14 protein-coding genes and 4 tRNA genes are annotated in these 17,724 nt (G+C 54.5%); 7 read left to right on the top strand and 11 right to left on the bottom strand.

Annotation, left to right across the window (positions count from 1 at the left end):
* Positions 1-34: 34 nt before the first annotated feature.
* The gene (locus RG807_RS00090) at positions 35-1,768 is read right to left on the bottom strand and encodes an autotransporter assembly complex protein TamA (protein WP_435404643.1); all 1,734 of its coding nucleotides are present in this window, start codon (positions 1,766-1,768) and stop codon (positions 35-37) included.
* Positions 1,769-1,962: 194 nt separating this feature from the next.
* On the opposite strand from RG807_RS00090, the gene RG807_RS00085 reads away from it, so the two are divergent.
* The 3 genes from RG807_RS00085 (at position 1,963) to RG807_RS00075 (ending at position 5,180) form a co-directional block, all read left to right on the top strand.
* Positions 1,963-2,970 carry a hypothetical protein gene (locus tag RG807_RS00085; RefSeq protein ID WP_309043027.1) on the top strand — a complete coding sequence of 336 codons (1,008 nt, stop codon included), beginning with the start codon at positions 1,963-1,965 and terminating at the stop codon, positions 2,968-2,970.
* Between the two features lie 18 nt (positions 2,971-2,988).
* Positions 2,989-4,464: an amidase gene (locus tag RG807_RS00080; RefSeq protein ID WP_309043026.1), complete on the top strand. Its 1,476-nt coding sequence runs from the start codon at positions 2,989-2,991 to the stop codon at positions 4,462-4,464.
* 95 nt (positions 4,465-4,559) lie between these two features.
* A complete protein-coding gene (locus RG807_RS00075; protein WP_309043025.1) occupies positions 4,560-5,180 on the top strand; it encodes a hypothetical protein in 621 nt (206 codons plus the stop codon).
* A 102-nt stretch (positions 5,181-5,282) separates the two neighbouring features.
* Here RG807_RS00075 and RG807_RS00070 read toward each other — a convergent pair whose 3' ends face one another.
* From RG807_RS00070 to RG807_RS00060, 3 genes are read right to left on the bottom strand one after another with little or no spacing between them, the layout of a single operon-like run.
* The gene (locus tag RG807_RS00070; protein WP_309043024.1) at positions 5,283-5,501 is read right to left on the bottom strand and encodes a hypothetical protein; all 219 of its coding nucleotides are present in this window, start codon (positions 5,499-5,501) and stop codon (positions 5,283-5,285) included.
* 24 nt (positions 5,502-5,525) lie between these two features.
* On the bottom strand, positions 5,526-7,223 hold the full coding sequence (locus tag RG807_RS00065) for an NADPH-dependent assimilatory sulfite reductase hemoprotein subunit (protein WP_309043023.1): 1,698 nt from the start codon (positions 7,221-7,223) through the stop codon (positions 5,526-5,528).
* On the bottom strand, positions 7,223-9,025 hold the full coding sequence (locus RG807_RS00060; RefSeq protein WP_309043022.1) for an assimilatory sulfite reductase (NADPH) flavoprotein subunit: 1,803 nt from the start codon (positions 9,023-9,025) through the stop codon (positions 7,223-7,225). Before RG807_RS00060 ends, RG807_RS00065 begins: the two co-directional genes overlap by 1 nt.
* A gap of 297 nt (positions 9,026-9,322) precedes the next feature.
* Here RG807_RS00060 and RG807_RS00055 point away from each other — a divergent pair, with 297 nt between their 5' ends.
* Genes RG807_RS00055 through RG807_RS00045 form a run of 3 tightly spaced genes read left to right on the top strand, consistent with a single transcriptional unit; the run spans position 9,323 to position 11,798 of the window.
* On the top strand, positions 9,323-10,558 hold the full coding sequence (locus RG807_RS00055) for an NAD(P)/FAD-dependent oxidoreductase (protein ID WP_309043021.1): 1,236 nt from the start codon (positions 9,323-9,325) through the stop codon (positions 10,556-10,558).
* A 27-nt stretch (positions 10,559-10,585) separates the two neighbouring features.
* Positions 10,586-11,038 (top strand): aminopeptidase P family N-terminal domain-containing protein, encoded by a 453-nt coding sequence (locus RG807_RS00050; protein WP_309043020.1) that lies wholly within the window; start codon positions 10,586-10,588, stop codon positions 11,036-11,038.
* A complete protein-coding gene (locus tag RG807_RS00045; RefSeq protein WP_309043469.1) occupies positions 10,989-11,798 on the top strand; it encodes a M24 family metallopeptidase in 810 nt (269 codons plus the stop codon). Before RG807_RS00050 ends, RG807_RS00045 begins: the two co-directional genes overlap by 50 nt.
* A gap of 83 nt (positions 11,799-11,881) precedes the next feature.
* On the opposite strand, the gene RG807_RS00040 is transcribed toward RG807_RS00045, so the two are convergent.
* Positions 11,882-11,958, bottom strand: a tRNA-Met gene (locus RG807_RS00040).
* A gap of 91 nt (positions 11,959-12,049) precedes the next feature.
* Positions 12,050-13,387 carry an acetyl-CoA C-acetyltransferase gene (locus RG807_RS00035; RefSeq protein ID WP_309043019.1) on the bottom strand — a complete coding sequence of 446 codons (1,338 nt, stop codon included), beginning with the start codon at positions 13,385-13,387 and terminating at the stop codon, positions 12,050-12,052.
* A gap of 236 nt (positions 13,388-13,623) precedes the next feature.
* Between RG807_RS00035 and RG807_RS00030 the strand changes: the two genes are divergently transcribed.
* On the top strand, positions 13,624-15,030 hold the full coding sequence (locus tag RG807_RS00030; protein WP_309043018.1) for a 3-oxoacyl-ACP reductase: 1,407 nt from the start codon (positions 13,624-13,626) through the stop codon (positions 15,028-15,030).
* 40 nt (positions 15,031-15,070) lie between these two features.
* On the opposite strand, the gene RG807_RS00025 is transcribed toward RG807_RS00030, so the two are convergent.
* The 5 genes from RG807_RS00025 to RG807_RS00005 form a co-directional block, all read right to left on the bottom strand.
* Positions 15,071-15,146: transfer RNA gene (locus tag RG807_RS00025), tRNA-Val, on the bottom strand.
* A gap of 8 nt (positions 15,147-15,154) precedes the next feature.
* A tRNA-Asp gene (locus RG807_RS00020) sits at positions 15,155-15,231 on the bottom strand.
* Positions 15,232-15,300: 69 nt separating this feature from the next.
* Positions 15,301-15,376: transfer RNA gene (locus RG807_RS00015), tRNA-Val, on the bottom strand.
* A 131-nt stretch (positions 15,377-15,507) separates the two neighbouring features.
* Positions 15,508-16,392, bottom strand: coding sequence for a DUF2846 domain-containing protein (locus RG807_RS00010; protein WP_435404642.1), 885 nt, complete (start codon positions 16,390-16,392; stop codon positions 15,508-15,510).
* Between the two features lie 152 nt (positions 16,393-16,544).
* Positions 16,545-17,537 carry a hypothetical protein gene (locus tag RG807_RS00005; protein WP_309043017.1) on the bottom strand — a complete coding sequence of 331 codons (993 nt, stop codon included), beginning with the start codon at positions 17,535-17,537 and terminating at the stop codon, positions 16,545-16,547.
* Positions 17,538-17,724 lie beyond the last annotated feature (187 nt).

Raw genomic sequence — 17,724 nt, 5'->3', positions numbered from 1 at the left:
GCGTCAGCTCTGTTATTGTTACTTTCCAGTTCCGTCACAACTCAGGCCCCATTGAGAAGTGAATCCGCCACTCACCACCAAATTCAGGATTCAAGCCCTTGGCAAGGTCCAGACGCAAAGGCCCCAAGGGGCTGATCCAGCGAATATCAGCGCCGACGCCTGTGGCAAGAGGGTCGAACAGGTCATTAACTGCGTTGCCATGGTCAACAAAAACGGCGGCTCGCCACTTTTGCGCAAACTGATACTGGTATTCAGCGCTACCCACCACCGTGTAGCGCCCCCCCTCCGGAACGCCGCTATCGTTTTCCGGTGAGAGCGTCTGGTAACCATAACCGCGCACACTCTGGTCACCACCCGCGAAGAATCGCAAAGAAGGCGGCACATCTTCAAACTGGTTTGTCCCTACACCACCGATCTGAAGCCGTGACAAGAATCGATGTTTTCCAGCAAGCGTATATAGGCCTTTGGCAATGGCATTCACATGCAGAATATCCACACTGGAAAGGGCCGCCCGGTGAGAGCCAGTAACGTTAACCTGCAAACGATACCCCTTGCTGGGATCCAGAGGTGAGTTGACGTGCAGCTTGGAATAACCAAGCCCCGGCAGCAGCAGCGTACTCGTATCCTGCTCATCATCACCAATGCTAAAGCGCTCCCCCTCCCAACTCAAAGACAAAACCTGCAACCATTCATTATCCAGCTGATGCTGCCATTGCTGCCCAAACGTCAGCAGCTCTGATTCGATATTCTCGATATCTTCACGCTGGTAACCCGCCGTAAAACGAATGAGGTCGGTCATGGGCGGGTCCAGCGGCAGCTCATACCAGGTGCTCAGGTTCTGCCTTGGCTCAGATAGTTCAGTTTCTGCACCGCGGGTGTGCCCCATCGGATTGATCCAGTGCTCCCGCCAAGTAGCCCTGAAGCGCGGCCCCACGTCTGTGGAAAATCCGAGGCCTGTGGCAATGGAGCGGCCATCCCGGCGGGTCAGGCTGATGCGAACGGGGATGACACCATCCTCTGCGCTCGAGGGGGCCGCATCAATGTCTACACCTGAGAAGTAGCCACTACTGAGCAGGTCGCTGTTGAGCTTTGCAATTTCATCAGCGTGATATGGAATGCCCGGCTCAAACGTAACAAAATCGTGAAGGAGGTCACTTTCGAACCAGTGCCCATCTTCAAAGGTAACCGCTCCCAGCCGGTACCTGTCGCCACTGTCGAACACGAGAGTGATGTTAGCCTCCAGGGTTTCCGGGTTCACTTCCAGGCTGCGGGTAACAAGCCGGCCATCAAAATACCCTCGGCGCCGGGCACGGGTTTGCAGAATGTTCCTAAGATTGCTGTAGTCGCCGTGGTTCAGTATGTCGCCTTCGGCAGGATGAACAGGCAGATTGTCGGTAAACCGCGGATCGGTCGATGCAGCCCCGCGGATTTCAACGGTACGAGTCTTGATACGAACCGGCTCGCCAGGTGTTATTTCCAGAGTCAGGTGCGCCGTTTCTTCGGAATCCCCCTCATCGACCTGCCAGTCCACAATTGGACTGTAATAGCCTAGTGCCCGCAACCCTTTGCGAGCCTGGCTAACCGCCGTAGAGGCATAGCGTCGAAGGTTACCGGCACTGCGGCCCTCTACCTCACCAATGAAGGCTTCGGCGTTTTCTTTGAGCGCCGGATAGTCGCCTTTGACCCGCACCTCAACCTGTTGCGCCAGGCCCGTGGAAGACCACAGCAAAAGCAGCAGGCCCAGAAGCCGGATATGTCCCGATTTCAAAATGTGTTCAAGTGATAGCATCCGGCTGTTTCAATGTTGCTCGTAACAGAAGTGATTATCGCTCAAGCCTGAGAGTTTAACGACGGGTGGTCAAGTTAATCCGCCCTCAGACAAGTCGTCGACCCGGTGTAAATGCGCTAACCTGTCGAAATAGTTGCGAACGCTATTACACCATAGAGGACGGACACCAGCGAATGCTGAAAATTAACCGTGAGAACCTGAAGTCCAGCCACCAGCTTACCTGGTTGATTATCGATTTCCTGATGCTGGGCCTGATTATCATCAACCTCGCGCTTATTGTCTGGGATTCTGTTTATAACTTCGTTGCTATCCAGAATGTGTTGAAAGAGCACCTTCCGGCTTTTCAGGCCGCCTACCATCCCATTCACGAAAACTTCATTTTCTACGACGCCATGTTCGTCGCGGTTTTCCTGGCAGAGTTTTTTGTGCGCTGGGCCTATGCAATCAAGGCCAAAGTGTACGACCGCTGGTACTTTTACCCCTTTATCCACTGGTATGATCTGGTGGGCTGTATACCCGTGGGAAGCCTGCGCTTCCTGCGGATTTTGCGGATTATTTCCATCGTGTACCGCCTGCATCAGTACAAGATAATCGATGTTACCAGCACCGGAATTTACCGCTTCGTCAATTTCTACTACGAAGCCTTTATGGAAGAGCTATCTGATCGCATCGTGACCAAGGTCCTGAGCGGAGTGCAGCACGAAATAACACTGGGCTCGCCGCTTTTCGAGAAGGTCCAGAACGACATTCTGTATCCACGACGGGAGATGCTGTCCGGTTGGATATCTCAACGGGTAGCGCAAGCTGCAAAAGAAGGTTATGTGCCCAACCGCGGGGCACTAAGAAACTACCTTGAAGACCGGGTTGATCATGCGCTGAAACAGAACGTGGAACTGTCGCGGCTCAAATACCTGCCGATCGTGGGTTCAACCATTCAGGAAACCCTGGAAGATGCTGTGGGCGATATTGTGGCCAACGTTATCCAGCAGATTTTGGAGGACCTGGCCTCTTCTGCAAACCATGCGTTTATTGAAGATATAGTAAACGCCTTTATTCGCGGGCCAGGCGAAGCCGACAGCGTGGAAGCAAGAAACGAAGCGCTAATCGCGCTGATTGTCGAGATCATTGACGCCATCAAGGGCCAGGTCAAAGTCAAACGCTGGCGAGAGCAGCTCCCCTAACCAAATAAGAGACGTACCATGGATTTACTGCATTATCAGCCAGCCCATGAGCTGCTTGCACAACTTGAAGCCGGCACTCTGAGCAGCGAAGAGCTGGTGACGGCCCTGCTCGCAAGAATCCGCGAACACAACCCGGCGGTGAACGCCATTGTTACCCTCGATGAACCCCGCGCCCTTGAGCAAGCAAGGGAAGCCGATCAGGCACGGGCTTCCGGCGCGGAAGTCGGCCCCTTGCACGGCCTGCCCCTCACCCTGAAAGATATCTGGGAAGTGGCGGGAATGACCTGCACCGCCGGTGCCAGAGCATTGCAAAACCACAAGCCTGAACGCCACGCAGATGTAGTACAGCGCCTGGAAGATGCCGGCGCCATTATTCTGGGCAAAACCAATGTGCCGGTCTACGCCAGCGATCTGCAAAGCTATAACAAACTGTTTGGTGTAACCAACAATCCCTTCAATACCGATCACACCTCCGGTGGATCCTCCGGTGGCGCCGCTGCGGCTCTGGCTGCAGGAATGACGCCGCTGGAAGTGGGCAGTGACCTGGCGGGTTCGATTCGTATTCCCGCGCACTTTTGCGGGGTGTTCGGGCACAAGCCGTCGCGAACGCTGGTGTCCTTTCGCGGGCACATTCCAGGGCCGCCAGGCACGCAGTCGCAACCGGATCTGGCAGAGGGTGGCCCTCTGGCCCGCAGCGCCAGGGACCTGGAACTTTTGTTGAAAGTCATTGCCGGACCAAAACCGGTTGATAGCCGTTGCTGGCAGCTGAATTTGGCTCCTTCAAGACTGAAATCCCTGAAGCAGGCACGGGTGGGGCTATGGCTGGAAGACCCGCTGTGCCCGGTGGAACAGGAGCTGACCGACGGATACCGCAAGCTGGGCAAGCAACTCGCGGATCACGGCGCTCTTGTATCCGATGCCAAACACCCGCTTTTAAGCCTTGAACACCCATTGCCCGCCTACATGAATCTGCTGGGCAGCCTGCTGAGCACCTCCTTCAAACCGGCCCAGCGGCGCCAACTGAAATGGATGGCCCTGCTGGAAAAGTGGCTCCATCTCTTCGGCCCGGTTACGCCATTCATCGGAGAATACGGCCGCGGTGCTACCCAGCCTGCCTACCAGTGGATGGCCATGAGCGAGAGACGGGAAAAGATGCGAGCAGAAATCGAAACCCTGTTCAAGGATGTGGACGTGCTGCTAACGCCCATTACCCCCACGGCCGCTATCCTACATGACCACTCCCAACCCATGTTCAAGCGCCGTATTACCGTTGATGGCAAACCCCGGGCCTATCTGGACCAGTTCTGCTGGATCGCCTTCGCCACCGTGCTCGGCTTACCAGCAACGTCCGTGCCCATCGGGCGCACCAGGGACGGACTGCCGTTCAGCGTGCAGATTATCGGCGCACCGGGAATGGACCTGACCACCATTGGTTTCGCACGCTTGCTTGAGGAGGCCGGGCTGGCAGGATTCGAGATTCCGAACGGGTTTTGAAGCTCACAAAAAAAGCCCGGTAATAAGTATCATTCTCATTTCAAATCTTAAACATTCATCTATTATATTAGTTATCGATAGATGGGAGGTGAGTCATGAGATACCAAAGCATTCTAGGAAACTGCAGCGAAACAACCATAGGCGGCATGGTTAAACAATGCCCGGAAACATCCACAGTGTTTCAAAGCCACAGCCTTGATGTGAACAACGATCACAACAAGACTGTGCAAGAAGCTGCAGCGCAAGCGGGTATACCGGGGAAAACCTTATGCAGAGAGCTGTTCGATGTGTGTATGGAACACAAGCCTCTGGAGAAAATGGAAACAGAGACCTTACTGGAACTGTTGAACACCGAATATTACGCCGTTCACCTTGAGCAAATGCCCGCCCTGCACCGCCTTGCAAGAAAGATTGAAGCAGTGCACCGAGCAACTCCCGGCGTCCCTCTGGGAATAACCCGGGCGGTAAAGCAGATTGAGCAAATACTGGCCGATCATATTCAACACCAGGAAGGCGGGAAGCTCTGCTGCCTGCAGCATGACCTTCTCAAACTGCAACTCCGCGGACTGCGAGAGCTTACCGGCAAATACACAGCGCCCGAAGCCGCCTGTCGCTCATGGCGCAGATTGTATGATGAGCTTAAAAGCCTGGATTTCAGCTTATCGGAGCAGATGTACCTGGAGCGGGACATTCTGTCGCCACGGTTCCAGGCCTGACGTTCAGCCGGCACAGCGGCAAACTGTGTTAAGCGAATAATAGCCAACCTCTGAATAATACCGCCGACTTCGGCCGTATTATTCAGAGGTTTTTGTTATCGCTTACTCATTCTTTGCGATATAGGACTGATAAACGGCAAGCGACGCATTCAAGCTGTCTCGATAAGCCGCGCCGTATTGATTGCCTTCCGATTCCGCTTCACGAATAGCTGCGCTGTATTGCCGGAAACCTTGCTGAGCAAATGCCAATGCAGCAGGCACACCATCCCGCCCCGCTACAAAGGCAAGACGCTCACACTCTCTGGTTTCTGCGTCACTCATAATGCTCCTTTTACACAGCCCGGTTCATTGCAATGGTTGATGCAACATAGCCGGCGTGCGTTCCTGTTCCACAATACCAACTCTGACCAGAAAATCACCAAACCGCTCCTGCGCTTCGCGCTCTTGCTGATAGGCGCGAAACAGGGGGCGCAGTTCATCCAATATGGTGTCCGTGTCAATATTCTCACGGTATAACCTGTTCATACGCTGGCCTGAGAAATCGGCCCCCAGGTAGAGGTTGTATTTGCCAGGCGCTTTGCCAGTCAGTGCAATCTCCCCTAAATATGGCCGGGCGCAGCCGTTTGGGCAACCGGTAATTCGCAGATTTATGGCATCTGGCTCCAGCCCCTCTTCCGCCATGGTTCTCTCAACCCGGGTTACAAATTCCGGCAGAAAGCGTTCGGCTTCTGCCATCGCCAAACCACAGGTTGGCAGAGCAACGCAGGCCATGGAGTTCTGGCGCAGGGGCGAACTGCGGGTACCGGCATCCAGCTTGTACTCCTCCACGATGGCATCTACCGCCGCCCTTTTCTCCGGCAGTACATTGGCAATCACCAGATTCTGGTTACAGGTGATCCTGAAACTGCCGTTGTGAACCTCTGCAATCTTGCGCAGCGCTGTTCGCAAAAGCCCGCTTTCAGTATCTGCCACCCGACCTGTAGGAATAAGCAGCGTGAGGTGCTGATTGCCATCTTCGCCCTCAACCCAGCCAAACCGGTCGCCGTTGTGGCTCAAGCTGAACGAGCGCGGTTTTGCAAAGGCGTGCCCTTGGTATTCCTCGAAGCGCTCCTGGAACCAGTCCATGCCGTAATCATCAATGGTGTACTTGAATCGAGCATGGGCGCGGTTGGTACGGTCACCGAAATCCCGCTGAATGGCACAGATTGCTTCGCACGCATCGACAATCTGCTCTTTCGCAACATAGCCCGCCATTGTAGCCAGGCGCGGATAGGTGGCCGGATCGCCATAGGTAAGCCCCATTCCACCGCCAACGACCACGTTGAAACCGCGAATCTGGTCATCTTCAACAATTGCGATCAGGCCGATATCGTTGGCAAACACGTCGCAGTCGTTTTCAGGGGGAACCGCCAGCGCAATCTTGAACTTGCGGGGAAGATACTTGTACCCGTAAAACGGCTCCTCTTCCTCACCCAGTTTCTGGACGCACTCTTCCCCCAGCCAGATCTCGGCATAAGCGGCAGATCGCCAGCGCAAGCGCTCACTGATTGCCAGAGAGAGCTCATGAATTTCCCCGTGAAGCTGCGACTGATGAGGGTTCACATTGCTGATCACGTTACGATTCACATCGCCACAGGCTCCACGGCTGTCCAGGCCCAAAGCATGGATTTTCTGCATGAACGGCTGCATCTGCTCCTTGAATACGCCGTGGAACTGGAACGTTTGGCGCGTGGTCAGGCGCAAGGTTGAATCCGCACACTCGTCGGCAATTTTATCGAGGCCCAACCACTGATCCGTGGTCAGAACACCCCCGGGCAAACGCAAACGCACCATAAACTGATACAGCGGCTCGAGCTTCTGGCGCCGACGTTCATCTCGCACTTCCCGGTGATCCTGCTGGTAAGATCCGTGGAATTTCGTCAGCTTGGTGTCGTCTTCCGGCAAGGCACCGGTGGTACGATCCGCCAGCCCCTCCAGAATGGTTCCACGCAGGTAGTTGCTTTCCCGCTTGATTACTTCGGCTTCAGGCAATTTTCCACTCATCAGTACACATCCCGCTGGTAACGTTTATCCCGATTTAACTGGCGCAGGTAATCCTCAGCCTGCTCCGGATTCAGCCCGCCCTGTTCACTGGCAATATCCAGCAATGCCTGGTGTACATCCGGGGCCATTTTTTCGGCATCGCCGCACACATACAGGCTGGCACCGCGCTGCAACCAGGCCCATACCTCGGAACCGTTCTCCTTGAGGCAATGTTGTACATAGCGCTTTTCAGCCTGATCCCGGGAGAAAGCCACATCCAGCCTTGTAAGCAGGCCATCACGGCGCCACTTGAGCCACTCCGATTGGTAGAGAAAATCACTGCGGAACCGACGATCACCGAAGAACAGCCAGTTTTCACCTTCCGCTTCCCGTTCTTCTCGCTCCTGCAGGAAGGCACGGAAGGGCGCTACGCCTGTGCCGGGGCCAATCATGATCACCGGCTTGCTATCATCCGGCAGCGCAAACTTCTTGTTGGGATCGATATAGACGCGCACCTGGTCGCCTTCGTTCATCCGGTCAGATAACCAGGCCGACGCCACACCCTCACGATCCCGGCCATAGCTGGAATAGCGCACGGCGGCCACCGTGATATGTACTTCATCCTCCACAGCAGCCTGGCTGGAACTGATCGAATACAGCCTTGCAGGCAGTTTACGCAGCAGGTTCACCAGGTCCTGTGGTGTCAGCCAGGCAATGGGCCGGGCCTGAATCAGGTCAAGAAGATCGCGCCCCTCTGTCCAGGCCCGCAGCTCTGTGCTGTCTGCCACCAGAGCCTTTAAATCATCGTCATTCAGCAGCTCTGCCCACTGTTTCATCAGCGGCGGAGTAAGCAGGGTAATCTCCCGGTAGAAAGCGAGCGCCTCCCGCAGTGGAACATCACGCTCATCGGCAGAGACACGTTGCTCACCGTCAAAGCCCAGGGTATTCAGTAACTCGTTAACCAGGGCCGGGTTGTTTTCGGGGTATACACCCACTGCGTCACCGGGTTTATAGACCAGGCCGGAGTCTTCCAATGACAACTCGATGTGCCTCACCTCCTTATCGGAACCTCGGCCACTGAGCAGTTGATTGGTGAGAATGACCGCCGAATAGGGATTCTTCCGGCTAAAGGCGGAGGTTGGCGTCAACTCTGCTGTTACTGAACGGGCAGCCGCAGGCTGGCTGGCGCCTGCTTCGTTGGCAATGGTTTCCAAAACCCGGTTGATCCAGCCTTCCGCCAGATCCTCATAATCCACATCGCAATCCACCCGCTCGGCCAGGGCCGTTGCGCCTAACGCCGCAAGCTTGCGGTCAAAATCCTGACCGGTTTTGCAAAAATGCTCGTAACTGGAATCCCCCAGCGACAGAACGCTGTAGCGAAGCCTCTCCAGTTTCGGCGCCTTTTTGCCATGAAGGAACTCATACAAATCCAGCGCATTGTCCGGTGGGTCGCCCTCTCCATGGGTAGACGCCAGCACCGCCAGGTACTGCTCGTTTTTCAGCTGCTTGGGTTTATAGCCCGCCATATCCACCAGCTTGGCGGAAATACCTTTATCTGAAGCACGGGCCGCTAGCTGCTGCGCAAGCTCTTCTGCGTTACCGGTTTGCGACCCGAATAAAACCGTCAGTTCAGGAGCAGAAGGCGTCGACGCGCTTGCGGAAACAGCGGTTTGGGCCGTCGAACTCGCGGTTCCACCTGAGCACTTTCCGGCCAGAAAACCGGCCAGCCAGTAAAGCTGCCCTTCACTTATGCCGTCAAGAAGCTCTGCCAACCGTGCCTGCTGATCCGCAGAGAGAGGAGATGAGTTCAGATCTGTCGTCATGTTGGATGATCCGTGTGGGCTGTAAATAAATTACTGGTTTCCAGCCAAACCTGATGAAACCTCCCCGCACTCTATGAATCGCCAAATGAGTGACAAAATGAAATAGACAGGACAAATAAATCGATAATTCCGATATAAGAGCTAATTAGCTGTCTTTTATATACATTAAAGATATTCCAAATAGCTCTAATCGAAATGATCTTAATCATTTCATAGAATATCTAAATCCTTTTAAGCTGATACCACTTTTCTTATGCCCAAGGAGCTTCGAGCAGGCTTCTTCAAGGAGTATCAGCAATGTCACAGAGTGCATCTTTACACACCCACCAAGTGGTCGTTATCGGCGCCGGTGCTGCTGGCACCAGTGTTGCTGCATCGCTGCTAAGGCAACGCCCTGGCCTGGATATCGCCATCGTTGAGCCAAGCGACGTTCATTACTATCAACCAGCTCTCACACTTGTGGGTGGCGGCGCCTACTCTCTTGCCAAAACGGCTCGCCCTCAAGCACAAACCCTCCCGAAAGGCGCGCGCTGGATAAGAGCGGCCGCAAAGGCGCTTCAACCGGAGCAAAACCGGATTACTCTTGACGACGGGCGCACCCTTGGCTACGACATTCTGGTCGTCACACCGGGCCTGAAGCTGGATTGGGATAAAGTAGAGGGTTTGCGGGAAACCTTGGGGCGCAATGGCGTATGCAGCAACTACGACCCGTCAGTGGCAGAATACACTTGGCAGTGCATCAAACAGTTCCGTGGTGGGAAAGCCTTTTTCACGCAACCTCCGGCCCCCATCAAATGCGCCGGTGCCCCCCAGAAAATTGCTTATCTAGCCGCAGACTACTTCCGAAAAAATCAGACAGCCGGGCAGAGTGAATTAAGGTTTTACGCTGCAGGCGGCGCGCTTTTCAGCGTACCGGATTTTGTCCCGCACCTGGAAAAAGTGGCTCGCAGGTACAACATCGGCCTTTTAATGAACCACAATCTGGTCGCTGTGAATGGTGACAGGAAAGAAGCGACATTCCGCTTCACCGATAGCGATGGAGAAAGCCGGGAAATAACCGAACGTTTCGACCTGCTTCATGTAACGCCACCCCAGTGCGCACCTGATTTCGTGAAAGCCAGCTCACTGGCGAACGCCGATGGTTGGGTAGATGTAGACCAGCACTCGCTGCAGCATGTGCGCTTCCCCAACGTGTTCAGCCTGGGTGACTGCAGTTCGTTGCCAACATCAAAAACAGCAGCTGCCGTTCGCAAGCAGTCGCCGGTAGCAGCGGCCAACATTCTGGCTCAGCTCGCCAGCGGTCAACTTCAGGCAAACTACGACGGCTACACCTCCTGCCCCATCGTGACAGGTTATGGGAAAGTTATGCTTGCAGAGTTCGTGTATGGCGGCAAAGTAACACCCACTCTGCCACTGAGTCCCTTCAAAGAATCTGCATTCTACTGGCAGGTAAAAAAGCGCGCCCTGCCCCCATTTTACTTCGATTACATGCTTAGAGGTCGAGAAGGTGACATCGCACACAAGGCGCTCTAGGTAACGTGGCATCTGGAAACCATTTTCTTGCAAACCGAACTCAAATACACGCTTAATGAAACTGGTTTCCGGAACGGCGAGCACCTGGCTATGGACTACATTACCTACCGCGACAAGCTGCAGCACCAGTTTCCAGAGCCAGTACTGGCATTTGAACCCGATGAATACGAAGCACGGCTCGCTTCCGTTCGACAGGGAATGGCCGTAGCAGGGCTAGACCTGCTGCTCCTGACCGACGCCGGAGAGCTGTGCTACCTCACCGGATACACCACCTTCGAGGTTTCCGTTCAGTGCGTGCTTCTTGTGGCGCTAGACCGAACCGCACTGTTCGTCCCTGCCATTGAAATCGGTCCTGCTGTGTATCTGAGCCGGGTCGACACAGTTATCGGCTATCCGTGGCAGGCGCCCGAGGCAGTAGCCTGCGAACTGGCTGCTCAGGTGCGCGCCACAGCCGGGGCTTCTTTTAGCACTCAAAAGTGAACTCAGCGCTGCCACGTTTATCGATTTCGGCGCACTGATTGATCGTGTTCGTCTGGTTAAATCTCCTTCCGAACTGACTTATCTTGCCGAAAGCGCCGCCATCACCGGAGCCGGTCTGGATGCAGCAGCGGCCGTCATACAAGAAGGGGCAATTGACCATGAAATCGCTCAGGCTGGCGCCAGTTCCATGCTAGGCGCCGGAAGCGAATTCATGAGCATGCAGCCGATCGTAACGACTGGCATGCGCAGCGGCATCATTCATACAAACCATGCGGGTTACGCGGTTGCACAGGGTGATGTGGTATTCACAGAATTCGGTGCCGTACGCAAGCGCTATACTGCTCCGATGATGCGCACCGCCATAGTCGGCGAAGCTTCGGCCGAAATTCGTGAGTTCCATGGAGTGTGCCTTTCAGTTCTCGAAGCGGTGATGACCGCAGCCCGTGCCGGTTCAAGCTTCGCATCAGCAGCACGCGCGGGTGAAGCTGAACTTGCGCCCCTTGTAGATCGCGCCTTCTTCTCCGGCGTGTTCGGCTATCCCGTCGGCGCGGCTTTCCCTCCTTCCTGGGTGGCTGGCTCGATGTTCATCGCCGCTGACAACGAAGCAATTCTGGAAGAGGATATGGTATTCCACTTGCCGATCTGCCTGCGCAAACCAGGTGAATTTGGTATTGGCTTCAGTGAAACGGTACGGATCACAGCGACAGGAGCGGAACGAATTACTGCGAACACACTTTCTCTTAAGGAAATACTTTTGTAAGTATTCTTTTAGAAGGAAGAAAATAGAAGATCAGAAATGAAAAAAGGCAGATCAGTAACTTACTGATCTGCCTTTCTTTTATATGGTAGCGGGGGCAGGATTCGAACCTACGACCTTCGGGTTATGAGCCCGACGAGCTACCAGACTGCTCCACCCCGCATCAAACTGGTTGGTGGTCTCTCGATCACCGTGGCGCGCATACTACGGAGCCGAGGCCGATCTGTCAAAGACTATTCCGAATTTCGGGCAACTTATCGCTCCAGAATGGCTGTTACGCCCTGTCCACCGGCTGCACAGATTGAAATTAGCCCCCGGCCACTGCCCTTCTCTTCCAGAATCTTGGCGAGCGTAGCCACAATGCGCCCACCCGTGGCGGCAAATGGGTGGCCAGTGGCGAGGCTGCTGCCTTTCACGTTCAGTTTAGCGCGGTCGATGCTGCCCAGAGGCTTATCGAGACCTAGCTTGTCTATACAAAACGCTGGATCTTCCCACGCCTTAAGGGTTGAAAGAACCTGAGCGGCAAAGGCTTCGTGAATTTCATAAAAGTCGAAATCCTGCAGCGTAATGCCTGCTTTTTCGAGAAGCCGGGGCACAGCGTAGGCTGGAGCCATCAACAGGCCTTCTTTTTTGTCCACAAAATCAACCGCTGCCACCTCCGAAAAAGTCAGCCAGGCCTTTACTTCAAAATTGTTGGCTTTCGCCCACTCTTCACTGGCCAAAAGTACGCAGGAAGCGCCGTCAGTTAAAGCCGTGCTGTTCGCAGCGGTCAGGGTGCCGTTCTCGCGATCGAATGCCGGCTTGAGAGTTGCCAGCTTTTCCAGCGTGGTGTCCGGGCGAAGGATGTTATCTCTCTCAAGACCCGCCAGTGGCGTCATCAAATCTTCAAAGAAACCTTCCTCATAAGCCTTAAGCAGCTTCTGGTGACTCTCCCACGCCAACAAATCCTGCTCATCCCTTGGGATTGACCATTCATGAGCCGTAACCTGGGCGTGGGCACCCATGGACATGCCTGTGCGAGGCTCGCCATTTTGCGGGATATCCGGCTTCAGGTGGCCTGGGCGTAGACGGCTGAGAATCTTAAACCGGTCACCAGTCGTCTTGGCACGGTTCAGGTCGAGAAGAATTTCCCGCAGGCCTTCGCTTACGCCAATGGGCGCATCAGAGGTTGTATCGGTACCACCTGCAATTCCACACTCAATCTGGCCAAGAGCAATCTTGTTAGCCACCAGAATGGCAGATTCCAAACCTGTGCCACAGGCTTGTTGAATATCGTAGGCCGGAGTTTCCGGTGCAAGACCGCAGCTAAGCGCTGCTTCCCGGGTGAGGTTGAAATCCCGGGAGTGCTTCATCACAGCACCGGCCACAACCTCACCAAGGCGCTTGCCCTGGAGGTCGAAACGATCCACCAAACCGCGCAAGGCCGAAGTTAATAACTCCTGATTGCTGATCTTGCTGTAAGCGGTATTGGAGCGAGCAAAAGGAACCCGGTTGCCACCAAGAATAGCAACGCGTCGAACGCCACTTGCGCCCTTTTCTGCTGCTTTTGTAGCTGCAGGTTTCTTCTGGTTGGACTTCTGAGCCTGTGCCATGATGCTATCCTTTCGTTAATTTAGTTCCAGAGTAAGAGGGCATGAAGAAGGCTCCTTCTTCATGCCCCTACACTCAAGATAAGCAGTATAGGAACGCCAGTTTAGCGCTAACTACAGCCGTCTCATTGGCAGGCATGACAATGCCGCACAAGCGTTGAGTCAATCACATGGCTGGCGGATTCATTACTCTGTGCATCAACATGCTCCACACATCTCATCAACGCAAGGACGAACCCATGTCTGACATCTATCTTAAACTCGTAAACACCCCGGTAGGCAAAACAGCCGCACAAACCCTTGGCCTGCCATCACCCGTGCCGCTGAAGCGCCTCAAACGCGCAGACCAGCCGTTTATTGAAGGTGATGTGCTGGTTGGTGCGGGCAACGGCGGCAAAGCCATAGCGGTGGTTGGCGGCGTGCTTGGCGCCAGCGCGGCAACACTGCACCATGCCAGCGGCAAAGAATCGCTGGAAGATTCATCCAAAGCCGGGAATAAAGCAAAGGCGCTGGATTTGGCTTCAGATAACGCAACTAAGTTTTCAGCGCTGGTATTCGACGCCACAGGCCTGAAAGGCCCTGATGATCTTCGCGCTCTTTACGACTTTTTCCATCCCACCATCAAAAAGCTCGGAGCCAATGCACGAGTAGTGATCATAGGCCAAGACCCGACAACTTGCCGCAAAGCCCCTCAGGCCGCAGCGCAGCAAGCTCTGGAGGGCTTCACTCGCGCCGTAGGTAAAGAAATCGGCAAAAAAGGTGCGACTGCCAACTTACTATGGATTGCACCCAATGCCGAGAAGCAACTGGAATCCAGCCTGCGCTTCTTTTTGTCTGTAAGGTCTGCATATGTTTCCGGCCAGGTCGTTCGTATTGGCAAAACCACCGATGCACCAACCACAAACCCGGTGGCGCCTCTCACCGGAAAAATTGCACTGGTAACCGGCGCGTCACGGGGCATTGGTGCTTCCATTGCAGAAACCCTTTCCAGGGATGGCGCCACAGTGATCGGGCTGGACATTGAGCCCGCCATGGAAGAGCTCGAAAAAGTAACCAGCGCCATCAAGGGCAAGGCATTGGCCTGCGACATCACGGCGGCAGATGCGCCAGCAAAAATCGCAGACTTTATCGAAAAGCACTTTGGCGGTGTAGATCTGGTTATTCACAACGCCGGCATCACCCGCGACAAAACCCTGGGAAATATGCCTGAACACTTCTGGGATATGACCATTGCCGTCAACCTGACGGCTGAAGAGCATATTAATGACGAGCTCATGGGCCGCGATCTGCTTAAAGAAAATGGCCGCATTGTTTGCATCTCATCTATCAGCGGCATTGCTGGCAACTTCGGGCAGACCAACTATTCAGCTGCGAAATCCGGCGTGATTGGTTATGTGGAAGCTATGGCCAAGCAGGTAAAGAACGGGGTCACCATCAACGTAGTCGCTCCTGGCTTCATTGAAACCCAGATGACAGCAGCCATGCCCATGACCCTGCGCGAAGCCGGTCGACGCATGAACAGCGTGTCTCAGGGCGGCCAGCCTGTTGACGTAGCAGAAACCATTGCCTGGTACTGCAGTCCTGCATCCGGTGGGGTAAACGGGAACGTTGTACGAGTGTGCGGCCAATCACTGATCGGGAAGTAAAAAAAAGGGCAAGTCCGATGGACTTGCCCTTTTTAGTATCTGGTGGGTGGTACTGGGATCGAACCAGTGACCCTCGCCTTGTAAGGGCGATGCTCTCCCAGCTGAGCTAACCACCCAGAAAGAGTGGCGGAGCGGACGGGACTCGAACCCGCGACCCCCGGCGTGACAGGCCGGTATTCTAACCAACTGAACTACCGCTCCGCATTGATCCGGCATTAAGCCTGAATCGTGTACCGAACTCAAGAGCCCGATACTTGCCTTGAAAGAAAGTGGTGGGTGGTACTGGGATCGAACCAGTGACCCTCGCCTTGTAAGGGCGATGCTCTCCCAGCTGAGCTAACCACCCACTTCAGTCACCTTTCAAAGGCACTCACTTGAATTTGCTGATATTGCCTGCGAACAGACTCTATTGCTCAACCAAGTGAGAGGCGCATTTTAAGCATTTGTTCGGCGGTGTCAAATCTTTTTCCGGAAACCCTAGAAAAACCACCAACCGCTGGAGTTTTCCTCTTTACGGCGCTTACGCTCCTCCTCCAGCTGGGCGTACTCCTGCTCCAACTGCGCAATTTTCTGATCCGACTCCAATGGAACCGATGGTGTACCACCAAAAGGCCAGTACCAGGGCGCCGGCTCATACAACCCTTCACGCTCCAACCGCTCCAACTCCAGTTCACGCTCTTCTTCCAAAAGCGCTATGCGCCGCTCGTAGTCGGCATCTTCATTGTCTTCCACAATAGATGCAGCCGCATGGTTCGGTGCCAGCAAATCGCTATTCAGGAAGCGGGTCGAGATTATTTCCCCTTCCTGCATCGCGTATTCCCGGGTAACCAACTGAAGATCACCCTGAGCAAGCGGATGCTCCGGATCCAGCCCTGGGTGAGCCTGCGAGGGCTCAGACAGCTCGTTGTACCGTAAATAATAGATACCGCCCGGCTCTACGGTAAACGTGGCATCCGCAATCAGGCTAAGACTGAACGAGTTTAACCCCTCAAGTCCCAATAGCGGCCTGCGCATGGCAACATGGCGCTCGCCGGGGCTGACTACCAGCCAGGTATAACTGTCGTTTCGGATATTGAAATAATGTGAGTCATCAACGTAAACACTGGGCGCCTCAATTTCATCGTCGGCCCATTCAGAGTGCGTCCGATAAAAGTAGATTACGGCGTGCTTGCGATCCCAGTCGTCGTTATCAATATGCACGAAATCATGGCCAGACACCGGGTGCAAGAACGACCCGGTACTTTTCCCGATCGACTGGTAAATAGTGCACCCGGATACAGATAGCATTGATGTAACCAAAAGCACACGGAGGGAAAACGTACGCAGATTGAATGACTCAAGAAAAGACACAGGGGTTTTCATTTTTGTTAACTCTTCATCCTTTGGTGAGTTGCCAGATCATAGCAACTGCCACTCGGTATAAATGAGAGGTACCGCAAGAGATGGATAACAAAATGTTACGAAACCGGGCGCCCACGGCCAGTGCGACGCCACTCTGATAAACCCCCGACCCGTTACTGCCCGGAGACCTGGCTACGAAGCTGATTCACCTCTTGTGACAGCCGCACAAGCCTTGACGTAAGCTGAGCGCGGGAAGAATCAATTGCCTGAATGTCTCTCTTGATCGCCGCCAGTTCATTCCTGAGTGCCTGCTCACTTTCTTTACCCGAAACGCCTGCGAGCTTCTTCTCGATAGCAGACAAACGCCCCTCGATGCCGCTGATCCCAAGCTTCTGCTCCTGCTCAAAGCGCCGCACCCTTCGCTCAATCACCTGATCAACATCCGCTAACTGCTTGCTCAACGTCGTCAACTGCTCTGCTGCCTGCCGATTTTCAGCTTCCAACGCCGCCACGGATGTTTCTGTTTGCTTCGTTAACGCGGCCACATCGGCACCCAGCGACACTCGAACCTTCTCAACCGTAGAACCCGTATCAGCCAATAACTTCTTGTTCTCCGTAAGCCTCGTTTCTGCCGCTGCAATACGGTTCTGGTGGTCCTCCAGCTGCTTTTTGTTTCGCTCGTTTGCGATAACCCAAAGCTTCCGTATCTCACTATCCGCTGCGTCCAACTGCTTACTCTGGGCCTCCAGCTTCTCAGCCAAAGACGCGCCGCTCTCTGCCAGAGTCTCTCCAGTCTCTGAAAGATCCCCCTCAAACCGCGCCAACGCCAACTTACTCTGCCGCGCCCAGTAGTCTGCCTCTTCCAACTGCGCCTCCAAAACCTGAAGACGCTGATTCTGGGAATACCACCCCGCCACTGACGCAACCGCTACCGCAATCACCAGCAACCACAAAACAGCCAACCCGGCTCGACCACTGCCGCCGCCATTGCTGGCACCTTTGGCTTGCTTCGGTGGTTTGGGATTTCCCCCTGCGCTCTTGCTTCCACTCTTACCAACACTCTCGCCTGACGATTTCGGCTTCTTCAGAGTTGGCGCCTTCTTTTCCGGCGCACCAATAGGCCGTTCGGCTCTGAGCTCATCATCATCTGGACGGATGGGTTCCATTACTACTCCTGGGTATGGGTGGCTCAATTAACTGCCATCGATAATACATGCAGTTGTTGATTGGTTGAAATGACGAAGCGTTCAGACACCTACGAATCACTGGCAGGCACGACTAATGTAGGGTGCGGCAGTGGGGGCTCTTCCCCGGGAATGTCGAAGGCCAAGGACGGCCGAAGACAAGCGCACA

It is taken from the genome of Marinobacter sediminicola (assembly GCF_031157525.1).
Lineage (GTDB): Bacteria > Pseudomonadota > Gammaproteobacteria > Pseudomonadales > Oleiphilaceae > Marinobacter > Marinobacter sediminicola.
Note: the sequence above shows the minus strand (reverse complement) of the source record. Positions and strands in the feature narration are given on the sequence as shown.

What these genes read in the sequence shown, in the direction of transcription:
- RG807_RS00085 (WP_309043027.1), top strand. Translation starts at nt 1,963, where the DNA reads ATGCTGAAAATTAACCGTGAGAACCTGAAGTCCAGCCACCAGCTTACC.
- RG807_RS00080 (WP_309043026.1), top strand. Translation starts at nt 2,989, where the DNA reads ATGGATTTACTGCATTATCAGCCAGCCCATGAGCTGCTTGCACAACTT.
- RG807_RS00075 (WP_309043025.1), top strand. Translation starts at nt 4,560, where the DNA reads ATGAGATACCAAAGCATTCTAGGAAACTGCAGCGAAACAACCATAGGC.
- RG807_RS00070 (WP_309043024.1), bottom strand. Translation starts at nt 5,501, where the DNA reads ATGAGTGACGCAGAAACCAGAGAGTGTGAGCGTCTTGCCTTTGTAGCG.
- RG807_RS00065 (WP_309043023.1), bottom strand. Translation starts at nt 7,223, where the DNA reads ATGAGTGGAAAATTGCCTGAAGCCGAAGTAATCAAGCGGGAAAGCAAC.
- RG807_RS00060 (WP_309043022.1), bottom strand. Translation starts at nt 9,025, where the DNA reads ATGACGACAGATCTGAACTCATCTCCTCTCTCTGCGGATCAGCAGGCA.
- RG807_RS00055 (WP_309043021.1), top strand. Translation starts at nt 9,323, where the DNA reads ATGTCACAGAGTGCATCTTTACACACCCACCAAGTGGTCGTTATCGGC.
- RG807_RS00035 (WP_309043019.1), bottom strand. Translation starts at nt 13,387, where the DNA reads ATGGCACAGGCTCAGAAGTCCAACCAGAAGAAACCTGCAGCTACAAAA.
- RG807_RS00030 (WP_309043018.1), top strand. Translation starts at nt 13,624, where the DNA reads ATGTCTGACATCTATCTTAAACTCGTAAACACCCCGGTAGGCAAAACA.
- RG807_RS00010 (WP_435404642.1), bottom strand. Translation starts at nt 16,392, where the DNA reads ATGAAAACCCCTGTGTCTTTTCTTGAGTCATTCAATCTGCGTACGTTT.
- RG807_RS00005 (WP_309043017.1), bottom strand. Translation starts at nt 17,537, where the DNA reads ATGGAACCCATCCGTCCAGATGATGATGAGCTCAGAGCCGAACGGCCT.